Raw genomic sequence first — 21,533 nt, 5'->3', positions numbered from 1 at the left:
CTAACAGTGACAAAAGGCGCACTCCTCTTCCAAGAAGGTGCGCCTTTTCCCTTGATTTTCCCTGAATCTGGTCAAATTTAGTCGCCTATGGCGAACTTTGGAGTCTCGAACCGCGATCGCCCGAATCCCCGGCTTCGGGAACGCTGGGGACACCTCCCTTAGGATGCCTTTAGGACTCCTCCTTTGAGGCTTCGGCCAGGTAGGCTACAGCGGGCAGCCCCTCCTGCGACACGGGCTGATTAAATAGCACCATCGTCGTCGTCTGGTTTTCCTCGAAACCGATGCGAGAGTAGAACCGCTGCTCATTGGTGGTCATCAGATAAACGCGCTCGGCCCGGTTGACATGGGGATGCATCAGCACCGTTTCCACCATCTTGCGGCCCAGCCCTGCGCCCTGATAGTCGGGGTGAATCACCACGTCCCAAATGGTGGCGCGATACACGCCGTCGGAGGTGGCGCGAGAGAACCCGATGAGGCGATCGCCATCCCAGGCCGTCACAACTGGGTTGCTGTGGGCGATCGCCGTGGCCAGGTCTTCGATGCGTCGGTTTTGCGCCCAGAATGCCGTCACGTTAAACAAATCCTGAAGCTGGTGCAGGTCGATCTCGCGGGCCGCAGCGGTCTGTGCAGAGGAGTCGTGTATACAAAACTGAACGTGGCTGCAATCCATTTCGGCAAAACTCCTTGATTCCCTTAGGTCAAATTACGTCCAATTAACATTCAATTCCGTCAAGCAATTTCGTCAAGCAGGTGAAGAGCGTTGGCAGCATCTCCGGCTGCCTCAAGGTTTCGATAGAACAGGTTAATCAACAGGCTGGCAAAATCAAATCCCAGACAAGTTTCGCAGCGCTTTCTTGCCGGAGTGACATCGCTGCCCATACATTACGGCATGTAACTCAAAACGTGCCTCACCCGGCCAGACGAATGCTACCCGGTGATCCGGTCGCGTAAATGGGCTGAAACGCCTGATAAAAGGGCGATCGCCCCTCTGTCGCCCGCTCAAAATCACCTCCAAAAAGCATCCATTCGTTGGGAATTCATGACAGAATGACCCGTCAGAGGCTTGGGTTCCAGGCGTTGACTTTGGGGATCTGTAGGGATCTGTTTTCAGAGAGTTCGGTTTCGGGGGGTTCGGTTTCAGGGAGTTTGGTTTCAGGGGGTTCGGCTTCAGGGAGTTCGGTTTCGGGGATCTATTTCCGCATTCCGTTCGTCTATCTATACTCAAGCCACAGGGTGTATCCCACTTTTGGAACCCTCACCTAAATCTTTCTCCCAAAGCGGGAAAGGGACTTCCAATCCGGCTCCCCTGCTCTCAAAGCGGGAGAAGGGGCTGGGGGATGAGGGCAACCTTGCAGAACTGGGATGCGCCCAAGCCACAGCCCACCTTTGGCTAAAACTCTTAAGAGGGTGTTTGAAAAGGTATTGCCTGTAATGTTAAGCACTCAGAGATCCCCCCTTAGCCCCCCTTAAAAAGGGGGAAACCGCCTTGAAGTCTCCCTTTTTAAGGGGGATCTAGGGGGATCTTGCACGCTTTGCTACAAACAGTAGGACTTTTCAAATATCCTCTAAAGCCAAAGCTCTTAAGGCCAAAACTCCCAAATCTCAATTTCTTTCCAACTTCTTTCAATTTCTAGCGTTCGAGAGACCTCATGGCAATCCAGCAGTTTCTTCAGTCGATCTCATCCCGCTCTCGCCGTTTCCTGAGCCGGGCCAGGCGGATATCGCTTGTGCTGGCGCTGGTCTTGGGCTGGAGCCTCAGCCTGGGCTGGGGATTGTCGCAGGTAGGCGGGGCACAGGAAGCGGAGCGGGCGATCGCCGCCACCCCTCCGGCAAACACGGTCGAAATCGGCACCGTCGATGTCGTGCCCACACAACTCCAGCTTGGACAGCGACTCTATTTCCAAAACTGCTCCGGCTGCCATTTTGCCCCGCCGCCAGAGGTGATGCCGCTGCAATCCTGGGCGGCCATTCTGCAAACGCCCCAGCACTACGGCACAGTCATCACCCCACTGCAAGACCCCGCCCGTCGCATCATGTGGAACTATGTGCGTGCCTCTTCGCGCTCCATTGTGCAAAACGAAACTGTTCCCTCTCGGTTTTCCCAATCCCGCTATATGAGAGCGCTCCATCCCGGCGTAGATCTGCCCGAACCCCTCTCCTTTGGCTCTTGCATCAGTTGCCATCCCGCCGCTATCGATTTCAACTTCCGTCGCCTCAGCCCAGAATGGCAGGCGAGGGAATAGTCCCCTGCTTTATCTGCCTTGATAACTAAGGGTAAACCTCTTACAAGAACCTCTTACAAAAGGCCAGTCTCCAAACTACGCGAAGACTGGCCCTTTTGATTCGTTTTGATTAGGATTAAGCAAGAGAGTATAAATACTCAAAAAGGTTACCGATTCCCTCTTCTTCGGGCTAATCTGTAATTAAAGTTCATAAAACAGAGCAATGGTTCAGAAAAAATTACGAATCATCACAGATTTTGATGGGCCCATCATGGACGTGTCGGAGCGCTATTACCAGGTCTATCAGGTTTGCCTGGAGCAGGTGCGCCGTCCGGGGCAGACGGTCAAGCGATTGTCTAAGGCGGAGTTTTGGCAACTCAAGCGATCGCAGGTGCCAGAGCGCCAAATTGGTCAAATGTCTGGTCTGGACGAGCTACAGGCTCAAGACTTTGCCCGGATGCGGCGAAACACGGTTCACACGCCCCCTTACCTCAGCTACGACACGCCCATTCCAGGCGCAGTAGAAACTCTGGAGCGCATTCAGCAGGCGGGCATTGATCTGGCGGTGATGACCATGCGACGTACCAGCGAGCTAGACGAGGCGTTTCAGCGGTGCAATTTGGGACGATTCTTTGAGGGCGATCGCCGCTACTGTCTCAGCAATGATTACGTCAAAACGACTGACGTGCAGGACAAGCCCCTGTTGATGCAGCGGGCCCTCAGCGAACTGCCCCCCGCAGAAAACTGGATGGTCGGCGACACCGAAGCCGACATCGCCGCAGCAAAGGCCCACGGCATCCCTGTTGTATCCGTACTCAGCGGCATCCGCGATCGCACTCAGCTCAGCAAACACCAGCCCGACTGGATTGTGAATAACTTCGCCGAAGCCCTTGACGTGATCGTGCAACACGCAGGCTGGGAAAGCACGGTTCGGAAAGACATCGCCTGGCAAAATGCAGGCAGCAGCGACCCCTACTTTAGTGCCGGGAACCGCTAGCGCAGGAAGCTGCTGATCAGCCAGAGGATAAACAGGGCAATCATGGCGGCGGCGCTAGGCCCGCCCAAGTTAATCTGGGCAAGCTGGGGGGCGATCGCCTCCACCAGCGCCATCCCCAGCAGCACGCCCAGCAGCAGCCCCGCCAGCGACAGTAGAAACGCTCGCCCAAACTTATGCTCTTTGCGGTTCAAAAAGAAAATACTAATTCCTACACCCAGCGCCAGCGCCAGAGACGGCGAGCTAAGGCCAAGTAGCCCTGCCCCTAGCAACAATCCGCCTGGCCAAAGAACATCGGCGCGGCTGGGTGTGTCAATCCACTGCCGAAGCCAGTTGGGGGAAGGGTTGGGTGCAGCAGGCGCAAAATCTGGCGGTGGCTCGGCAGTCCGTTCAGGAAAGCGAATCCGATCGGGCACCTTGATCTTGCCCTCCTGTCGCTGTCGCAGCCGATCCATCAGGATTGCATCGTAGGATGCTTCAATCGCCTCTAGTGTGCGTGAGTCGCCCTCATGCTCCTGGGTCAAACGCGCCTTCGCCGCCTGAATCTCTTCAAACGTCGCTGTTTCGTCTACGCCCAGTCTTTCGTAGTGGCTCATCTCCTCCATTCGTGCCCTCCAGCCGAATCCCCACGATAATTGATTATGAATCGTCGTTTATGATGAATAGTATCAGTCGCGGCCTTAGTGCAAAAAATTGACGGAGCTTAATATTACAATCAGTTTCGTTTCAGAAATGATTGGCAACGAGGCTCAGGTAGCAATCAGCAGCAGACAACAGAAAAGCGTCAGATCGAGAATTTGCCCTCAGCCAGTTCTCCTTTATCCAGGTTGCAAGTCTCAGGCTTAGGTACGGTTTGACCATTTGTCCACTATCGTTTGACCTTGAGTGTTGAACGCCAGGTTTAGTCAGGCACTCCTGCTGAATCTATGCTGCTGACAGGTACTTGGGTTGCTCCAGCGCTAGCAATTCCCAGTCATTTATTCAGTTACCGATTACAGGCTGCCCGTCCCAGAGCCACTTGTTGAAGTCAAGCATCCAATAGTCAAACACGCGAGTCAAACACAATGCTCAAACAATTGTTGTCTACCACCTATGGTCTAACACTAGAGTTTTAGGATGTCACTGAACTTCGAGATGCCACTTAAACTACTTAAACTATAGCTCTTGAATCCACTGCTCCTGAGTTCACTGGTACTAAACCCGCACTGCCTTCAGCTTCTGAGTTGAACACTTCTGAGTTGAACGGCAGCGCTCCGACTGGCGATCGCCCCGGTTTTTGTGCTTAAACTGATCAGGTCAGGTTTAAATTCTACCTGCATCTCCCTTCCCTCGTCCCACCCTCATGATTCCTTAGTGTAGCCACCCGGTTCTACCTGGCAAATGCCCCTACAATACAAGCCCCTTCTCTCCGAGGCAATCTCTAGCAAGCCCGCGCCTATCCAGAGCAAACCTTTAATGTCCTCACAATCATCCCTCACATAATCAACAAAATTTGTTTTACGCTGAAGTGCAACTATTTGCGACTATTACAGATTTCTATGCGGATATGTTTTTTTGGGGCTGCTTAATGTAAACAGGGGCATGGCGAAGACTGGCGCTGGGGCTGTCCAGTGGACCCCCGGAATCTACCCCCATCCTCTGGCTTATTCTTTATTCGCTCTTGAACCAAAAAGTTCTACTCCAGAGTTTACATTTACAATTTCACTCAACGTCCCTCTATTCATCGACCCAAGGTTACAGTCATGGCTTCAGCCAAGATTCTTGTCGTTGACGATGACCGTCACATTCGTACACTGGTACATCGTTTTCTCTCCACCCACGGCTATCAGGTCGAATCCGCCGAAGATGGCAAAGGGGCAATGGCAATCTTTGAACAGTTCAACCCTGATTTGGTGATCTTGGATGTCAACCTGCCAGACGCAACGGGCTACACGCTCTGTCAGGAGATGCAGAGCCGGACGGGTGTGTTTGTGTTGATGCTGACGAGTCGCGCTGATGAGGCGGATAAAATCCACGGATTTTCTAAAGGCGCGGATGACTATCTCACCAAGCCGTTTGGTTTGGCGGAGCTAGAGGTGCGCGTAAAGGCGATTCTGAAACGGCAGCGCCCGGTCACGGCGGCAGAGCAGCAGTGCCTCACGTTCAATGGGCTGTCCATCGATCCGGTACGGCGTGAGGTGACGCTGAACAGTGAGATGGTGCCGCTAACGGCGCTGGAGTTTGATTTGCTGCATTTTTTGGCCAGTCACCCTGGTCGCGTGTGGCGGCGGGCAGAGTTGATTCAAAAAGTTTGGGATTACGAGTATGTGGGCGACCAGCGGGTGGTTGATGTTCATATCGGGCAAATCCGCAAGAAGATTGAAATTGACACCCAGCAGCCCAATCTAATTCAAACTGTACGCGGTGTCGGCTATAAGTTTGAGGCTCCTGACACAGCCGGAGAAGAGGCTGCTTCCTAGCCCTTGTTTAAGGTGCTGTTTTCGTGATGTCGCAGAATTAGAATTGCAGGGCTTTGGGAGAGTGTAGGGCGATCGCTCTGCACTCTTTCTTCTCTGCACATTTCTTCTCTGGACTTTTCTTTGCGGATAGCGTTGCTCTATACTCGTCTCTCCAGGGTTCTGGTATTTCTGGCAGCATCTCCTGGCATCTTGAGGTAGAGAAGGCTGCCCCGGAAAAATGCAGCTTTCGGGCCCCCTTGCGGAGTTCACTGACTGCGGAACTGGCTTCAGAAACGCTGTAGTTGCTTTAATTTCAGCTTTCTTTGATGAAGAAGCGATGAGTAAGAGTTAAGGCAAAACAGTTTTGTGGAACTCTAGAGGGGTCTAGATTATCCAGCGATGGCAGGATTCAGGGAAAATTGGCTGTATTTGCACAGGGCCGCTAGTATTTCTTTTAGATACTCTTTAAAGCCGTTTTTTTGAGAACCGCTTCTTAAAGCTGTTTTTGTATCCTTCTGATTGAAAGCCTGATTGTGAAAGTCTCCAACGGTAGCAAAGCTAGACATGGCCAAGGCATTCAATCCCTAGACAGGTTTGAACGGTTGGAAAGTTTTTGCAGGTGTTATGAGAGGGCGATCGCCCAGGCCTGCCAAGACCTTATGCGGAGAAATGAGTGGTAAGGAGCCGAATGCCAGACTATCCGGAACCCAGGAAGCTACTACTAGAGGTAAACTCAGGGTCTGCTCAGGCTGAGATGGGGCTGGCATCGCAGCAGCACCTTGCAGACCTGCTGGCAGAAAACGAACGACTGCGCCAAGAGCTAGTTGAGCGAGAGTGCAGCTTGCGTCAGCGCCAGCAGGCCGACGCGACCCAGCAGGAGAATCAGCGGTTCATTCAGCAGATTTTGGAAACCACACCCAATCTGCTCTATCTCTATGCAGTAGACGCGAAGCGAATTCGATTTATCAATCGCCGGGTTTCCGAGATGCTGGGCTACCCTGCCCATCAGATCTATGAAATGGATTCGGAAGCATTGCGATCGCTCGTCCATCCATCCGACTTGCCCTTGCTCCGCAGCAGCATCCAGGAATTGCAGCAAGATTCTGTTGGGCAAGGAGTGGAGGTGACATTTCGGCTGCGTCATGCCAGTGGCGAGTGGCGCTGGCTGCAATCTCGCCAGACCGTCTTTAGCCGGGATGACGCGGGCAACCTGGTGCAACTGCTGGGCACGGCGCAAGATATCACCAGCCGCAAACAGGCTCAGGAAGCGCTCGCCCAGAGCGAACAGCGGTTTCGCTCCTTGGTTTCGCATTTGCCGGGGGTCGTGTTTCGCTCCCGCTATGACCCCCAGCGCGAAGCGGAGTTTGGCTGGGTCATTGAGTTTATCAGCGAGGCGATCGCCGACTTGACGGGCTATCCCGCAGAGGATTTTTTGAACAACCAGGGGCGGCACTACGCCAGCATCGTGCATCCTGAAGACCGCGATCGCCTGTTTCAAGTTGTCCTGAGCCACGCTCGCGCAGGCCAGCCCTACACCCTAGAATATCGGCTGATTCACCGGGACGGCAGCCTGCGCTGGGCCTACGAAAAAACGCAGGTGGTTGAAGAGGCCCAAGGCCTGGTCATAGAAGGCGTGCTGCTAGACATTACTGAGCGCCACCTGGCCGAAGCTGCGCTGGAGCGGCATCTTCAAAAAACCCTCTTGCTCCAGCAAATCACTGAGGAAATCCGCCAAAGTCTCGATCCGCAGCAGATTTTCCAGACCGCTGCAACGCAGATTGGGCAGACGTTTCGCGTCAGCCGGGTGCTGATTCATACCTACGTCGCAGAGCCGGAGCCAGAAATTCCCATCGTAGCGACCTATCTGAAGCCAGAGTACGAATTTGAGCGTGTGATGAAATCTGTACCGATTACAGGTAACCTCCATGCTCAAACCATGATGGCGCAGGATCGGGCGGTGGCTTCTGGGGATGTGTTGTGTGAACCGCTGCTGAGCAATCTGCATCCGCTGCTGCAAGCGCTGAAGATCCGCTCCATGCTGGCAGTTCGCACCTCCTACAAAGGTGAACCCAACGGCGCGATTTGCCTGCATCAGTGCGATCGCCTGCGGCGCTGGAGCGAAGACGAAATTGACCTGCTAGAGGCGGTTGCAGCCCAACTGGGCATCGCCCTGGCCCAAGCCCAACTGCTGGAGCAGGAAACCCAGCAGCGCCAGGAACTTATGATCAAAAATAAGGCGCTAGAACAAGCTCGGCGCGATGCCGAAACTGCCAACCGGGCCAAGAGCGAGTTCCTGGCCACCATGAGCCACGAAATTCGCACGCCCATGAATGCGGTCATTGGCATGTCATCTCTGCTGTTGAGTACGCCCCTTACGCCTCAGCAAGAGGAATTTGCCCAGACCATTAGCAGCAGCGGCGAAACGCTTCTAAAAATCATTAACGACATTCTAGATTTCTCCAAGATCGAGTCGGGCAAGCTAGAGCTAGATCTGGAAACCTTTAACCTACGACAGTGCGTGGAGTGTGCTATTGACCTGGTGATGCCAAAGGCGCTGGAAAAAGACCTAGAGGTGGGCTGCCTGTTTGAACCAGAGGTGCCCGACTGGGTGATTGGCGACTCGACCCGTGTGCAGCAAGTGCTGGTCAATCTGCTGAGCAATGCCGTGAAGTTTACGTCGCAGGGCGAAGTAACAGTGACAGTCAGCGCCCACTGCATCGATTTGAGTGCCGTGCCCGAAGAGGCGGGGGTGCCAACCTGCACAATTCGACTGGCAGTCAAAGATACAGGCATTGGCATTCCCACGGATCGGCTCGATCGCCTGTTTCAGCCTTTTTTGCAGGGCGATTCTTCGATTAACCGCACCTACGGCGGGACAGGGCTGGGGTTGGCCATTAGCCAGCGGCTTGCGGAGCGTATGGGAGGGCGGCTGTGGATGGAGAGCGAAGTGGGCGTTGGCTCTACGTTCTATTTTTCGTTTGTCACCCAATCCCATTCTGGAATCAGCGCATCGGTTGACTATCGCAGCCCGTTTAAGGGGCGATCGCTCTTATTGGTAGACAGCCAGACCATTCACCGCGAAAATTTAGTTCATCAGGCAGAGTTTTTGGGGCTGCGGGTCGTGGCAGTGGGCAGCAGTGAGGCGGCGCTCCATTATCTCCGCCAAGCTGCACCGCAGGGCGATCGCCCAGATCTGATCGTGCTAGAGGCCCATCTTTCCACTGATTCCGGCAGCGCGTTAGCTGATGAGATCTCTCAACTGCCAGGTTGCGAAACTATTCCTCTCGTGTTCCTGACTCGTCTCGATCGTTCTCTTCAGTCGGCTCGCTACGCCCTGACGCATTCTAGTGGGGCGATCGCTATCCCACGGTTGGCCAAGCCCGTTAAACAGTCTCAGTTTTATGCCATGTTAAGCAACTATTTCGGTGCAACTCCGCATTTTTCCTCTGGTATGGCGCATTCTAGCGATTCTCCTGGTGCTGGTTCTGCCCTAGACAACACCCATGAGCTAGGTTTGGATAGCGACGCTCACTCAGAAAAAGACAGTGATCTGCGAATTCTGATTGCCGAAGACAACCTGGTGAACCAAAAAGTGCTGCTGAGAATGCTTCAGCAGTTGGGCTATGACGCGGATGTGGTGTCCAACGGAACCGAAGCGGTCGAAGCCGTTTTGCGCGAAACCTACGATGTTGTCCTGATGGATGTCCAGATGCCGGAGGTGGATGGCATTATGGCGACCCGGATGTTGCGCGATCGCCTGCTGTCTGAGAAGTTGCCCTACATCGTCGCGGTCACGGCAAACGCCATGATGGGCGATCGCGAAGATTGCCTGATTTCGGGCATGGACGATTACATCAGTAAACCGATTCGGCTCGATCAGCTCTCTGCCCTGCTGAAGAAATGCCCCCGACGGGCGATCGCCCAACCCGCCTCCCAGTCTTCTCCCCTGGATGCCCGGTTCATCAACAGCTTCATCGCGGACATGGGCGACCAGGCCGCCGCGATTTTTACAGAACTGATCGACTGCTACCTCACCGAAGCGCCCAAGATGGTCGCTAGCATCCGCAACGCAGGCGCAATGCTCGACACTGCCGCCATCATGCGGACGGCTCATACCTTCAAGTCCAGTAGCGCTGTGGTGGGAGCCACCCGCCTCTCAAAGCTGTGCCGCTATCTAGAAGACACCGCTCACCAAAGCACCCCCGATGAAATTACCGCTCAGATCGACAAGCTGGTCGCAGAATATGAACAGGTTAGCGCGGCCCTGAGGGCGGAACGTCAACGCCTAACACCGGGCTAAAGCGTGGGCCCACGTACATCCACGCCAGTCCGTCGGGGTCGAGGCTCTGCGTCCAGGCGGAGAAATCTTCTTGATACTTGCGGCGGCTGAGGGTGGTGCGGCTGGTGCCGAGTCGCCGGGCCAGCGCCGTCGCCGTCCAGCCCGATTTCTGGCTTGCCGCGTCAGCAGTCAAATCCACATAGAGTTGCCAAATGATCACCGCAATCAAATAGGCAACGAAAATGACTGCTTCCGGCCGCTGCCACAGATCGGATTGGGGCGCTTCTTCTGGTAACACTGCTGCGGGCACTGCGGATGGCCGTGCAGATGGAACATCTGGCGGCACTGCGGCCGGCACTGCAACCGCAGACATTTCACCCGAAGAGGCAACTGGGCCTTCTTCAAACGGCCCCTCTTCAAAAAGGGGTTCGCCAGGGGGTGGGAAGACGTTCAAGCTTTCATCCAAATCGATGGAATCAGTTGCAGGGTCGGGATGCCCCTGAGAGTCGGGCGTTTGAGTCGCAGACATGGGGGAAAGTGCTGGGGAAAGAGCGGCAGGCTGGGACGGAAGATCGGTAGTGGGTTCAGAAACGGATTCAGGAATGGATTCAGAAATGGGTTCAGGAATAGATGTTCCGCCCTCGTCTTGCCTCCATGCTACCGAGTTATGGGGCGCAGGTTGTGTCCAGTTTGTCTGTGTCCAGTTCCTCTGCGGTTCCTGAGACGGCGAGGGTTCTGGCGAAGAATGCTGGGGTGCGTCTGGAGCGAGGGCGATCGCCACCGTTGGGATATAGGGAATATCGAGCTGGCGAATGACCTGATGCACCAACTGAGTCACGGTCGCTTCTTCTACCGGGTGCGATGCCAAAAGCTGAATCTCCAGCCGAATTTCGTGCCGCACCACAGTTGCCGTCACGCCGTAGGGCTTCAGCACATGGTTGAGCAGACTGGTTAACACGGTTGGGTCGCCAGCCTGGGCGAGACGCAAGATTTCCTCAGAAGCCATAGAAGGGATTGGGATCGAGAATAGGAATGAGGGAAAGCAGGCGACAAAGATGGGTATAGATTGTGGGGACAGATTTGTGGGGACAGATGCGGATGTAGCTGAAGAGAGAGCCTGCTGATGACTTCTAGATTTATCACATCAGGGGCAATGCTCACTGTGTCCTGCTCCAGCGCGATGCCTGATCTCTCCTAATCTCTATGGTCGGCGCAGCCGCGCAGCAGGCCCCAACCGCTAAACTCCCAACCGCTAAACCCCCAACCTCTAAACTAGGGCATCCTAGAGAGGGAGGTTCGGCGCTCACGCTCTATTCCCCGCCCCCATAACCCTGAGATTTCCAATGTTAATCGTTGCGCTGTTTGTCTTTGTGGTGTGGATTGCGTCGGTGTGCCTGCATGAGTTTGGGCACGCGCTGGTGGCCTACTGGGGGGGCGATCGCTCGGTCAAAGACAAAGGCTATCTGACCCTGAATCCGCTGAAGTATACCGACGTGGGCACTAGCCTGGTGATGCCGCTGATTTTTTTGATGCTGGGCGGCATTCCCCTCCCCGGCGCAGCAGTGTATATCGACGCATCCAAACTGCGGGGGCGGCTTTGGAAAAGTGCTGTATCGCTTGCGGGGCCGCTGATGACGGCGCTGGTGGCGCTGGTGCTGGCGCTTCCATTTTGGCTGGACTGGGCACCCGCCAGCCCGACGGGTGGCTGGAGCCTGCCCGATCTGCTGCGATCGCCCCTCCCCTTCAGTCCGCTCTGGGCTGCGCTGGCGTTTTTGGTCACGCTAGAAGTTGCAGGGGTGCTGATCAACCTGCTGCCCGTACCGCCGCTGGATGGCTACGGAATTTTAGAACCCTGGCTGCCCGAAACCCTGCGCCACCAGGTCAATCGCTGGAGTCGGTATAGCATGATTGCGCTGTTTGCGATCTTGTGGACCGTGCCAGCGGCAAACCGGGCGCTGTGGGACGGGGTAGACGCGATCGCCAGTTGGCTGGGCGTGCCTGCGGAGTTGTCCTGGCTAGGCTATTCGCTCTTTCGGCAGTGGGGCACGATTTTGCTGCTGGGGGCGCTGGTTGTTGCCGCGATCGTCATGCGGCGATCGCCCCAATTTCAAAATTCGGCTCACTATTGGGGCGGCGGCACAGGAAAACGCGACCCCAGCCTGGATCGATTTCACGCCTCAGCCCAGTATTTGAATTATCTGGTCGAGCAGCAGCGCTATGACCGGGCGATCGCCCTCTGCGACCAGGCCATCAAAAGTGCGCCCCACCGCTACGAACCCTGGCAGACCAAGGGCAATATCTTCCTAAAGGCAGAGCGCTACGCCGAAGCCCTCGCCGCCTACGACCAAGCGATCGCCCTAGAGCCAGACTTCTATGGCGGACACCACGGGCGGGCCCTGGCCCTCCAGCAGTTGCAACAGCCACAGGCCGCGCTGGCATCCTTCGACGACGCTTTGCAGCGATACGAGGCCGACCCCAGCCTGTGGAGCAATCGCGGCTCTCTGCTCTACGAACTTCAGCGCTATGAAGACACGATCGACTGCTGTACCCACGCGATCGCCCTGGAGCCAGACAATGCCCTATTCCACTACAACCTAGCCTGCTGTCATGCGCTGCTAGGGGACTCTGAAACAGCGCTGGACTGCTTAAACCGGGCGATCGCGCTGAATGACCTGTATCGGGCGATCGCCAAAACCGATCCCGACTTCAACACCCTGCACCAGACCCCAACCTTCCAAGCCCTGATGCGCGACACCTAGCAAAACTGCCCAAAAATCCAAAATCCAAACCCTAAAATCCCAAACCTCAACTTTTCTTGTCTCCACCTTTTAAGATTCAATGATGCATTCCGGGAATGATGTGGGCAACATAGTGGCGTGTAATGCTAGCTGGAAAGACCATGGCAAGAGATGCAGGCAACACCCGGAGAACCGCTCGTCGAATTAACGTAGGGCCAAACCCCAGAGTCTTCCGAGATTCACTGAGTAGCAGCGATCGCAATGATTTCTTCCGCTTCGTGGTTCGAGCGCGAAGCAGCTTTGATGGCGAAGTCTTTAACATTCCCCGAAACTCCAACTTCAACTTTCAGCTTCAAAACGCCAACGGCCGAGTCATCGCCCGCTCAACCCGGCCAGGCAACCAGCCTGAAAACATCAACCTAAACCTCGATCCAGGCACCTACTTTGCCCGCGTGTTCTGGCGCAGAGGGCAGGGGGCCTATCGGATGCGCCTCAGCCTCAATCCCGATACAGCCGGAGAAACCCTGGACACCGCCCGCGACCTCGGCAACCTCACGAGTTCCACAGGCGTTGATGAATACATTGGACGCTCCGACCCTGCGGACATCTACCGCTTTACGATAGACGAGCGATTGACCGTCGGCGCGACCCTCACGCCCTTCAGCGCTGGGGCCGAAATCTCGCTCCTGGATGCCAGCGGCAATGTGCTTACGGGCACCTCTGGCAGCGGCACAGAAGCCCGCAGTCTCCAGCGCGTGCTTGATCCAGGCACCTACTTTGTCCGAACTACCCCCCTTCCAGGCGGCAACACGCGCTATAACCTGACGCTGAACGCCGGCCCCGCCCCCGACCAAGGCGGCAACGACTTTGGCAGCGCCTCGGCATTTCCTGGGTTTGGCTTCTTTCCAGCGTCGATTCAGGAGTATGTGGGCAACAGCGACCCGGTTGACTACTACACTTTTACTACAACCATTGCAGGCGATCTGAAGATCGACCTCACCAACATTGCACCAACCGCTGACCTCAACATCACCCTGTTTGACCAGTTCCAGCAGCCGCTGGCTTTCCAGGGCGGCGCTGGCCCCGGCGGCAACGAGCAGATTATCTTCAACAACGCTCAACCCGGTCAGTATTTTGTGTTGGTGCAGACCGCCGGGCCAGGCAATAACTCTACCTACAGGCTGACAGCCGTCCTCACGCCCGAAGACAAATTCGGCGACACCTTTGCGGATGCAACCTCCATTACCGACCCGCTCTCACCGGGAATCCTAACGCCGCTCAGCAATGATCTGGATAATCCCAGCATCTATCAGGATTTTGTGGGGGCAGGCGATGTCGATGTGTTCCGGTTTACCCTGACTGAGCCAAAGAACTTCTTTGCGACCCGCCTCAAGGACTTTACGGGCAACATCACCTTGCAGCTCTTCCAGGCAGGAAACCCAACCCCGCTCTCCGGCGGCGGTTCGGCCCTACGGGGGGCGCTTGGCCCAGGCACTTACTTCCTGCGCGTTTTGGCCGGTGGCCCCACCGATGCCTCGACCTACACCCTGGAGGCTGCCTTCGGCGAGCGTCAGAGCGGTATTATCGTCCGCGACGTGAACCCAGGGGCGCTCGATGCCAACGCTAACTTCCTGACCGACGTGAATGGCGTGCTGTTCTTCGCGGGAACCGATGGGACTCCGGGCGCACCCGTGGGGCTATGGCGCAGTGAAGGCACGCTGAACACAACCGTCAAAGTTGGTTCGTTTACTAACATCACTGGCATCGCGAACGTCAACGGTACGGTCTACATTGCAGGTAGCACGACGCAAACGGGCGTAGAACTGTGGAAGTGGCAGCCGACGGGCGGTTCCTTGGGTACGCTGTCGCTGGTGGCAGACATTGCTCCGGGGCCCGGCCTGTCGTCTTCTCCGACCAACCTGACGGCGGCTGGAAACAACCTATTTTTCTTGGCGACTCCCACGGGTAATCCGGTCGGACGGCAACTCTATTTCAGCAACGGTGGTGCGCCAGTGGCGATCGCCAATGCAGGCGACAGCATCCAAAGCCTGGTCTATGTGCAGGCGACCGATACCCTTTACTACGTCGCAAATCGGACGGGCGTTGGCACCCGACTCCTGTTCCGGATCAACAACGCTTCGACTGCCAACCCAAGCGCTCCCGTATTGCTGGAAAACATCGGCAGTCCATCCTTCTCGCCTCGCTTTGTCGATAGCCTGAAGGTGGTTGGAGGCGATTTGTTCTTTGTCGCTAGCGAAGCAGTTAACACCGAGAACCGCGAACTCCGGCGGATCGCTGCCGATGGCACTGTGTTTACCTACGACGTAGACAATGACCCGAATCAAGCCTCGATTGCTTCGGGTAATCTGAGCTTGGCAGTGGTCGAGTCGGGCGGTAATAGATACGTCTATTTCAGCGCTTCTTTTGAAGATCCTGTTGAAGGCCTTGTTCCTTCATTAACCCGTGTCAACCTGACCAATGGAACCGCTGAGCGAGTCTCGACTAACGTTAGCGGTACTTTTACGGCAAATAACTTGACCGTGTTTGAGGGCAAGGTGTACTTTACAGCAACAACCTCCGCTGAGGGGACGGAACTGTGGGTGACTGACCCGGCAGCGGCCACGTTGCAGGTGACTGCTCTTGATAATCTGGTGCCTGGAGCAGATAGCTCGTCGCCCGCCAATCTAGTGGTGGCTGGCGGCACGCTGTACTTCACCGCAGAGACGGATGCTACGGGCAGAGAACTCTATCGTCTGGATAGCAATGGTTTGCCAGAACTGGCACTGGACATCAACCCTGGGCCGACTTCGTCGAACCTGAATAACCTGATTGCAGCGGGTAATCTGTCGGCGGGTCTGGGGCAACTGTTCTTTGTGGCAGACGATGGCGTGAATGGACGGGAAGTGTGGACGGTGTAGGAGCCGGACTCGACCGTTTGCTTGATTTGCTGGGTCTGCTTGGTAACTAGAGACAAGGGGTTTCGGCCCCTTGTTTTTTTGTCTTTTTGGGTGGAAGCCAGTTGATGGGCCAGAATTCAGTCCGCACAAGCACCGAGCCGATTGTGAGCGGCTGATAAAGTTCAACAAAATCACCGAACACTCCAGACTGTGCTGAAGGCAACACTGGTTGTTGGCAGTGCATCAGGAGTCTCGGAGTGACTAGCTACCCTCAACGAACAGACGGATTTCGCGACGTTGGGTCGGCTCCCTTTCGCAGTCGAGAGTCCGGTAGAACGGTGTATTCCGGGCGGCTGGGCGGCAGGAACCCGCTGGATATCATTCGGCTGCGGGTGGCTCGTCGCAGCCGGGTGACGCTGGATCTGTCTGAACTGAGCGCGGGCGCGATCGCCCAGTGGTTAGATGGGAAAGGAAAAGCAGTGGGGCGATCGCACGTCCTATCCACCCCTGACTCGGTTGCGCTCAGGGTCACCTTCAAACCCGGAACCTATTATCTGAAGCTGTCGGTCAGATCGGGCGTTTCGTCCTATCGGCTGAGTCTGGCGATCGCCCCCCACCCCCGTGCTGCCCAAAAGTCCCTGCGATCTTTTTCAACGCCTCCGGGCGATCGCTTTGCGCTGAAAGTGCTGACGCTGACCAACGACTATCGCCGCCAATACGGGCTGCCTCCGCTGCGGCTGAATCCGGTGCTGAGTGCGATCGCCCAGGCCCACAGCCAGGACATGGCCAGCAACGACTTTTTTGACCATCGCGGGTCCAATGGCTCCACCGTTTTTGACCGCTTTTTGCAGGGGGGCTATGCCTATCGCAGCGGCGGCGAAAACATTGCCGCAGGTTTCAGCACACCAAAAAGCGTGGTGAATGCCTGGATCAAGAGTCCGGGCCATCGAGCCAATTTGCTCACGCCGTTCTTCCAGGAGATGGGCGTTGGATTTGTGCATTTGCCCAGCGACCCCGGCACGATCAAGCTGCGCTATTACTGGACGCAGGATTTTGGCGTGCCCGCACCCTGAGGATCAGCGATATGAACACTTCGAGCGCGTTGCGTAGAAACAGCCGATACTACACTGCGCTATCGCCCTGGCTAGTAAAAATGGCAAACAGTCGATAGAACAGGTTCATGCTGACAATCAGCAGGGGAAACGCAACCCCTGCCAGCGCAATCCAGTTGACCAAACGCCCAGACAGCATTCCCGCCCAGCGCCTGGCCTTGCTGGTGCTGGCTCTGGAAGCTCCCACAAGGTGGCTGGCAGAGGCAAGCAAGAACGAGCCACCCATTCCCAGGACGACGCTTGCCCAAAACCAGGGATTGGTCTGGGAGAAGGAGATGTGATCAAGCCCAATGGCGGGCATTAGCCCAAAGGCAATAAGTTCCAGCGTCAGCCAGATGCCCAGACAGGTGAAAAAGTCGCGTCGTGCGCCTTCGCTCAGGGACAGGTGTTGCATGGGTCAAGGGGAAGAATTGGATCGGGAAGCGATTTTGGATTTTGGATTGGCGATTTTGGATTGCTGAACCAAGGGTTTGTGAGGTTCTTTTTTGACTGTACGCCACGGCGAGAAAATAATCTAGCTGGAATCTAGCTGGGCAGTCGCGTTAGCGTTGCAGAGCAATCTCGCGTCAGTGTTGTGGAGCCATATTGCCAAAATAGCGCCGATACAGCCCATAGCTCAGCGCCACCCGATTTCCGTGCAGATGCACCAGACCCATGCTGCGGAGCTTGAAGGCCTGCATTTGGTCTACTTCGACGGGCGCAGAGGATTTAGCTACTTGGTCAAACGTTGCCGCTAGGTCGGGATGCTCCTGAAGCTGACGCAGCAGGCGATGCAGATGGTTGGCGTAGATGCCGGAATCGGTGGGAGCAGTTTGCCAAAACTCGTCCAGGGTCAAGTCTTGCCGCGCTAGGTGGTAGATGGCACGATGCACCAGGTAGGGATGCCCGCCGACGAGTTCTTGCAACTGTTGCAGATCGGCTGCTGCAAGCGATAACCCATAGCGCTGCGCCAGATCCGTCACCTGCGCCGGAGTGAATTCTTGCAGCTCCACTGCCAGCCCCACGTTAAAGGGTGACTGGTTAATATCGAGCGGCAAATAGACTTCGGTGGAATGCACAATCACCAGCCGCAGGTGTTGCCAGAGGGGATTGCCGCTGTCGCCGTAGGCCGCTTCTTCGTACCATGCCCGCAGCAGTGCAAAAAAGTCGTGGGCAATTTGCGGATGCAGAAACACGTCATCCACCCGATCGAGCGCCAGCACCAGCGGTGCATTCAGATCGGGCAGCAGGCAGTCTTCAAAGTAGGCGGTGCAGTTGCCCTTGCTGCCAAAGGTGGGACTCCAGTATTCTTCAACGCGATGGGGCAGGCGCAGCTTGCGAGTAATCAGCGCACAAAACCAGCGAAGAAAGCCATCTAAATCGTTGAGCGCTTGACTGTCTGCCTGCTGCAAACTAAGGGCGACGGTGTGGATTGGGCGATCGCCCCCTTCCGACAAGCGCCGCGCCTGCTCCAACACGCGCACCATCAGCGAAGTCTTGCCCATCTGGCTGGGAGCTTTGATGCGAATCAGGGCACCCGGTCGCAAAATCTCGTCATAGCAGCGGGTTTCTGACGGGGGGCGATCGACGTAGACCGGAGAATTGAGCGCCACTAGCCCCACCGGGGGGTCGAGATCCTGCGGACGAACCGTGGAGGCTTGAGTAGGGGCTTGATCGGGAGGGGCGATCGCGCTCCTGTCTGCTGTCGAGGGGAGGGGGGTCGCGCCGTTTTGCAACACGGCCGAGCCGTTCGACTGGGCAGCCCGCTGCGACAGCACTGCGACGAGATTCGTCTTGCTCACGCGTTCCCCCAGGCTAGAGGAGAGCAACTGCCACAGCTTTGGCCCGACATCGTGCTTGATATATTCCGGCGTGTAGCCTGTTTCTTCGGCAATCTCGTCATACTTAAAGCCGTGCCATGCGCCCTTTAGCACGGCCACCTCGATATTTTTCAAATGGCGGGACGCGGCCGCCAACACTGCTGCATCGGCAGCCTGAAGCGCGGTTTCAAACAGGATGGGTTGGTTGCCGCTGGATGCTCGGTTGGCATCTGGCAATGGCTCATTCATGGGCGTTTTAGATCACGGCTTCCCTGCTCTGAGCCTAGCCTAATGCAAGAATAAAAACTCAGAGGCTCACGATTGAGATCGTCTACACAAGTTCGTTTATTTTACTCCTTCCCTGCGGCGTGGATTTGCCCCTGGTATACCATTCAGACTATGTTGCGCCCCTGCCCGACAGCCATCGCTTTCCGATGGAAAAGTTCCGGCGGCTTTCGGAGCTTTTGGTTGCAGATGGCGTGGCCCATCCCAGCCAGTTTCACACGCCAGACCTGCCCCCGGTGGACTGGCTGGAGCTAGTGCATACGCCCGATTATGTGCAGCAATATCGCACGGGCACGCTGGATACGCGGGCACAGCGGCGGATCGGTCTGCCCTGGAGTCCGGCACTGGCCCATCGCACCTGCATCGCCGTAGGCGGCACGGTGTTAACCGCAAAGCTAGCGCTGGAGCATGGGCTGGCCTGCAATACGGCGGGCGGCACGCACCATGCCTTCCCCAGTTTTGGGTCGGGGTTTTGCATTTTCAACGACATGGCGATCGCCACTCGCGTCTTGCAACACTTGGGGCTAGTGAAAAAGGTGCTGATCGTCGATCTAGACGTGCATCAGGGCGACGGCACGGCGGTCATTTTTCAAAACGACCCCAGCGTGTTCACCTTTTCCATGCACTGCGAAGTGAACTTTCCCGGCACCAAGCAGCAGAGCGACCTAGACGTGCCGCTGCCAGAGGGCATGGAAGACGACGATTATCTGCGGACGCTGGCAGACTATTTGCCCGATTTGCTGTCGCAGGTGCGCCCCGACCTGGTGTTGTTTGACGCAGGCGTGGATACCCATGTGGGCGATCGCCTCGGCAAGCTAGCCCTGACGGATAGCGGCCTCTATCGCCGCGAGATGCAGGTACTCAGCACTTGCGCCGCCCAGGGCTATCCTGTCGCCTGCGTCATCGGCGGCGGCTATGCCAATGATTTCAACGCGCTGGTGTATCGCCACTCGCTGGTGCATCGCGCCGCCAGCGAGGTGTTTCGGCAATATCGGCTGTGATCCCCCTAAATCCCCCTTAGCTAAGGGGGACTTCCGGAAGGCTCGGTTCCCCCCTTTTTAAGGGGGGCGAGGGGGGATCTGCGATAACTCCAACTCCGACCCGATCCCCCTAAATCCCCCTTAGCTAAGGGGGACTTCCGGTGAGCGGCTCGGTTCCTTTTTAAGGGGGGCGAGGGGGGATCGACCGCTACGCCTCACCGAAGGTCGTGAAGTGCCAGCCCTTGCGCTGGTCGCCTGTGATGTCAAACACGACATGCTTGACGATGGTGTATTCCTCCAGGGCGTAGTGCGACATGTCTTTGCCAAAGCCGCTTTGTTTGAAGCCGCCGTGGGGCATTTCGCTGGCGATGGGCAGGTGGTCGTTGATCCATACGGTTCCCGCTTGCAGCGCCTTTGCCATTCGCATGGCCCGCTGCACGTTCAGCGTCCAGCAGCTTGCGGCGAGTCCGTAGGGCGTGTCGTTGGCCAGGGCGATCGCCTCTTCTTCCGTCGAAAAGCGCTTCACCACCGCCACCGGGCCAAAGATTTCCTCACAGACGCAGTTGGCGGTTTGCGGCGGGTCTACGATGATTGTCGGCGGGAAGTAGAAACCCTTGTCGGGCACGTCGCCGCAGGTAATTACCTGAAGGCCCTGCTGCTTGGCCTCTTCAACGTAGCCCTTCACCTTGTTCAATTGGGCCTGGCTGGAGAGGGGGCCGATGTCCGTGCCTTCGGCAAAGGGGTCGCCCACCTTCACCTGCTTCGACAGTTCCGTAAACCGCGCCAGGAATGCGTCAAACACCGACTCGTGGACATACATTCGAGTGGCGGCGGTGCAGTCTTGTCCAGAGTTGACGTAGGCTCCGACCACCGCGCCGTGGGCAGCGGCTTCGATGTCGGCATCCTCAAACACCACAAAGGGTGCTTTGCCGCCCAGTTCCAGGGTGACGCGCTTGATCATCGGGCTGGCGAGTTCTGCGATGCGCTTGCCCGTGCGAGTGCTACCCGTAAAGCTGATCATGCCGATGTCGGGGTGGGTGCAGATGGCTTCGCCGACTTCTACACCGCCCGTGACGATGTTGATCAACCCGGCGGGCAGTCCCGCTTCCAAGGCGATCTTGGCCATCTCGATCGTCGTGGTGGGCGTGTTGGGGGCAGGCTTGAGGACGATTGCATTGCCAGCGGCGATCGCCGGCGCAATTTTCCACACCGCCATCATCAGCGGATAGTTCCACGGGGTGATCGCGCCAATCACGCCGATCGGCTCCCGCCGCAGCAGGCTGGTGTAGCCGCCGACATATTCCCCCGCGGCCGCCCCTTCCTGCCGCCGCACCACCGACGCAAAATAGCGAATATTGTCAATCGAGAAGGGAATGTCGCCGTTGATCGTCAGCTTCAGCGCCTTGCCCGCGTTCTTGCTTTCCAGGTGAGAGAGTTCCTCGCTCTTGGCTTCCAGCAGGTCGGCAAATTTCATCATGGCGGCGCAGCGCTCGCCGTAGGACAGCGCAGCCCAACCGGGTTGAGCCGCTTTCGCCGCTGCCACGGCCCGCTCTACGTCTGCGGTGGTGCCCATCGCCACGGTTGCAAAGACTTCGCCCGTGGCAGGGTCGATCAAGTCCTGACTGCCGCTGCTGACTAGCTCTTCGCCAATTACCATCGGGTAGTGAACTAACTTTTCTGTCGTAGAAACCATAAAAACCTCGGTTCGGGGTAAAAATCCCAAAAAGCTCGTCAATTGCGTTTCGTTGGGCATCTTGCGCTATCGGGACAGGGCGCGATCGCCCCATTG

Annotated in this window: 15 protein-coding genes; 8 read left to right on the top strand and 7 right to left on the bottom strand. The window is 56.6% G+C overall.

Annotated elements, in window-relative coordinates:
- Window positions 1-169: 169 nt before the first annotated feature.
- Window positions 170-670: a GNAT family N-acetyltransferase gene (locus HNI00_RS18595; RefSeq protein WP_068508102.1), complete on the bottom strand. Its 501-nt coding sequence runs from the start codon at window positions 668-670 to the stop codon at window positions 170-172.
- A gap of 1,057 nt (window positions 671-1,727) precedes the next feature.
- On the opposite strand from HNI00_RS18595, the gene HNI00_RS18590 reads away from it, so the two are divergent.
- Window positions 1,728-2,243 (top strand): hypothetical protein, encoded by a 516-nt coding sequence (locus HNI00_RS18590; RefSeq protein WP_316788351.1) that lies wholly within the window; start codon window positions 1,728-1,730, stop codon window positions 2,241-2,243.
- A gap of 202 nt (window positions 2,244-2,445) precedes the next feature.
- Window positions 2,446-3,219, top strand: coding sequence for an HAD family hydrolase (locus HNI00_RS18585; protein ID WP_316788348.1), 774 nt, complete (start codon window positions 2,446-2,448; stop codon window positions 3,217-3,219).
- Here the strand turns inward: HNI00_RS18585 and HNI00_RS18580 are convergent.
- A complete protein-coding gene (locus tag HNI00_RS18580) occupies window positions 3,216-3,821 on the bottom strand; it encodes a CPP1-like family protein (protein WP_420156224.1) in 606 nt (201 codons plus the stop codon). The two genes, HNI00_RS18585 and HNI00_RS18580, sit on opposite strands and share 4 nt — an antisense overlap.
- Before the next feature lie 1,137 nt (window positions 3,822-4,958).
- Between HNI00_RS18580 and HNI00_RS18575 the strand changes: the two genes are divergently transcribed.
- Window positions 4,959-5,675 (top strand): response regulator transcription factor, encoded by a 717-nt coding sequence (locus tag HNI00_RS18575; protein WP_316788344.1) that lies wholly within the window; start codon window positions 4,959-4,961, stop codon window positions 5,673-5,675.
- Window positions 5,676-6,043: 368 nt separating this feature from the next.
- Here the strand turns inward: HNI00_RS18575 and HNI00_RS18570 are convergent, their stop codons facing one another.
- Window positions 6,044-6,220: a hypothetical protein gene (locus tag HNI00_RS18570; protein WP_316788343.1), complete on the bottom strand. Its 177-nt coding sequence runs from the start codon at window positions 6,218-6,220 to the stop codon at window positions 6,044-6,046.
- Between the two features lie 122 nt (window positions 6,221-6,342).
- Between HNI00_RS18570 and HNI00_RS18565 the strand changes: the two genes are divergently transcribed.
- On the top strand, window positions 6,343-9,954 hold the full coding sequence (locus tag HNI00_RS18565; protein ID WP_316788341.1) for a PAS domain-containing protein: 3,612 nt from the start codon (window positions 6,343-6,345) through the stop codon (window positions 9,952-9,954).
- Here the strand turns inward: HNI00_RS18565 and HNI00_RS18560 are convergent.
- Entirely contained in the window at window positions 9,908-10,939 is a 1,032-nt protein-coding gene (locus HNI00_RS18560) for a hypothetical protein (protein WP_316788339.1), read from the bottom strand. The genes HNI00_RS18565 and HNI00_RS18560 overlap by 47 nt on opposite strands.
- A gap of 337 nt (window positions 10,940-11,276) precedes the next feature.
- Between HNI00_RS18560 and HNI00_RS18555 the strand changes: the two genes are divergently transcribed.
- The 3 genes from HNI00_RS18555 to HNI00_RS18545 all read left to right on the top strand — a co-directional run bounded on the left by HNI00_RS18555 (window position 11,277) and on the right by HNI00_RS18545 (window position 16,641).
- Window positions 11,277-12,692 (top strand): tetratricopeptide repeat protein, encoded by a 1,416-nt coding sequence (locus HNI00_RS18555; protein WP_316788337.1) that lies wholly within the window; start codon window positions 11,277-11,279, stop codon window positions 12,690-12,692.
- 140 nt (window positions 12,693-12,832) lie between these two features.
- On the top strand, window positions 12,833-15,589 hold the full coding sequence (locus tag HNI00_RS18550) for a pre-peptidase C-terminal domain-containing protein (protein ID WP_316788334.1): 2,757 nt from the start codon (window positions 12,833-12,835) through the stop codon (window positions 15,587-15,589).
- Window positions 15,590-15,825: 236 nt separating this feature from the next.
- Window positions 15,826-16,641, top strand: a complete 816-nt coding sequence (locus HNI00_RS18545; protein WP_316788332.1) for a CAP domain-containing protein — start codon at window positions 15,826-15,828, stop codon at window positions 16,639-16,641.
- A gap of 49 nt (window positions 16,642-16,690) precedes the next feature.
- On the opposite strand, the gene HNI00_RS18540 is transcribed toward HNI00_RS18545, so the two are convergent.
- Both HNI00_RS18540 and HNI00_RS18535 read right to left on the bottom strand, forming a co-directional pair.
- Entirely contained in the window at window positions 16,691-17,074 is a 384-nt protein-coding gene (locus HNI00_RS18540) for a hypothetical protein (RefSeq protein WP_316788330.1), read from the bottom strand.
- A 172-nt stretch (window positions 17,075-17,246) separates the two neighbouring features.
- The gene (locus tag HNI00_RS18535) at window positions 17,247-18,728 is read right to left on the bottom strand and encodes an AAA-like domain-containing protein (RefSeq protein ID WP_316788328.1); all 1,482 of its coding nucleotides are present in this window, start codon (window positions 18,726-18,728) and stop codon (window positions 17,247-17,249) included.
- Window positions 18,729-18,847: 119 nt separating this feature from the next.
- Here HNI00_RS18535 and HNI00_RS18530 point away from each other — a divergent pair, with 119 nt between their 5' ends.
- Window positions 18,848-19,765 (top strand): histone deacetylase family protein, encoded by a 918-nt coding sequence (locus HNI00_RS18530; protein ID WP_316788325.1) that lies wholly within the window; start codon window positions 18,848-18,850, stop codon window positions 19,763-19,765.
- A 187-nt stretch (window positions 19,766-19,952) separates the two neighbouring features.
- Here HNI00_RS18530 and HNI00_RS18525 read toward each other — a convergent pair whose 3' ends face one another.
- Entirely contained in the window at window positions 19,953-21,437 is a 1,485-nt protein-coding gene (locus tag HNI00_RS18525) for an aminobutyraldehyde dehydrogenase (RefSeq protein WP_316788324.1), read from the bottom strand.
- Window positions 21,438-21,533: the final 96 nt, after the last annotated feature.

The organism is Thermoleptolyngbya oregonensis NK1-22, from assembly GCF_032705245.1.
Taxonomy (GTDB): Bacteria; Cyanobacteriota; Cyanobacteriia; order Elainellales; family Elainellaceae; genus Thermoleptolyngbya; species Thermoleptolyngbya sichuanensis.
Note: the sequence above shows the minus strand (reverse complement) of the source record. Positions and strands in the feature narration are given on the sequence as shown.

Excerpts from the sequence above, each read along its gene's own strand:
- HNI00_RS18525 (WP_316788324.1), bottom strand. The coding sequence starts at position 21,437 with ATGGTTTCTACGACAGAAAAGTTAGTTCACTACCCGATGGTAATTGGC.
- HNI00_RS18580 (WP_420156224.1), bottom strand. The coding sequence starts at position 3,821 with ATGGAGGAGATGAGCCACTACGAAAGACTGGGCGTAGACGAAACAGCG.
- HNI00_RS18540 (WP_316788330.1), bottom strand. The coding sequence starts at position 17,074 with ATGCAACACCTGTCCCTGAGCGAAGGCGCACGACGCGACTTTTTCACC.
- HNI00_RS18570 (WP_316788343.1), bottom strand. The coding sequence starts at position 6,220 with ATGTCTAGCTTTGCTACCGTTGGAGACTTTCACAATCAGGCTTTCAAT.
- HNI00_RS18535 (WP_316788328.1), bottom strand. The coding sequence starts at position 18,728 with ATGAATGAGCCATTGCCAGATGCCAACCGAGCATCCAGCGGCAACCAA.
- HNI00_RS18555 (WP_316788337.1), top strand. The coding sequence starts at position 11,277 with ATGTTAATCGTTGCGCTGTTTGTCTTTGTGGTGTGGATTGCGTCGGTG.
- HNI00_RS18560 (WP_316788339.1), bottom strand. The coding sequence starts at position 10,939 with ATGGCTTCTGAGGAAATCTTGCGTCTCGCCCAGGCTGGCGACCCAACC.
- HNI00_RS18585 (WP_316788348.1), top strand. The coding sequence starts at position 2,446 with ATGGTTCAGAAAAAATTACGAATCATCACAGATTTTGATGGGCCCATC.
- HNI00_RS18575 (WP_316788344.1), top strand. The coding sequence starts at position 4,959 with ATGGCTTCAGCCAAGATTCTTGTCGTTGACGATGACCGTCACATTCGT.
- HNI00_RS18550 (WP_316788334.1), top strand. The coding sequence starts at position 12,833 with ATGGCAAGAGATGCAGGCAACACCCGGAGAACCGCTCGTCGAATTAAC.
- HNI00_RS18565 (WP_316788341.1), top strand. The coding sequence starts at position 6,343 with ATGCCAGACTATCCGGAACCCAGGAAGCTACTACTAGAGGTAAACTCA.
- HNI00_RS18595 (WP_068508102.1), bottom strand. The coding sequence starts at position 670 with ATGGATTGCAGCCACGTTCAGTTTTGTATACACGACTCCTCTGCACAG.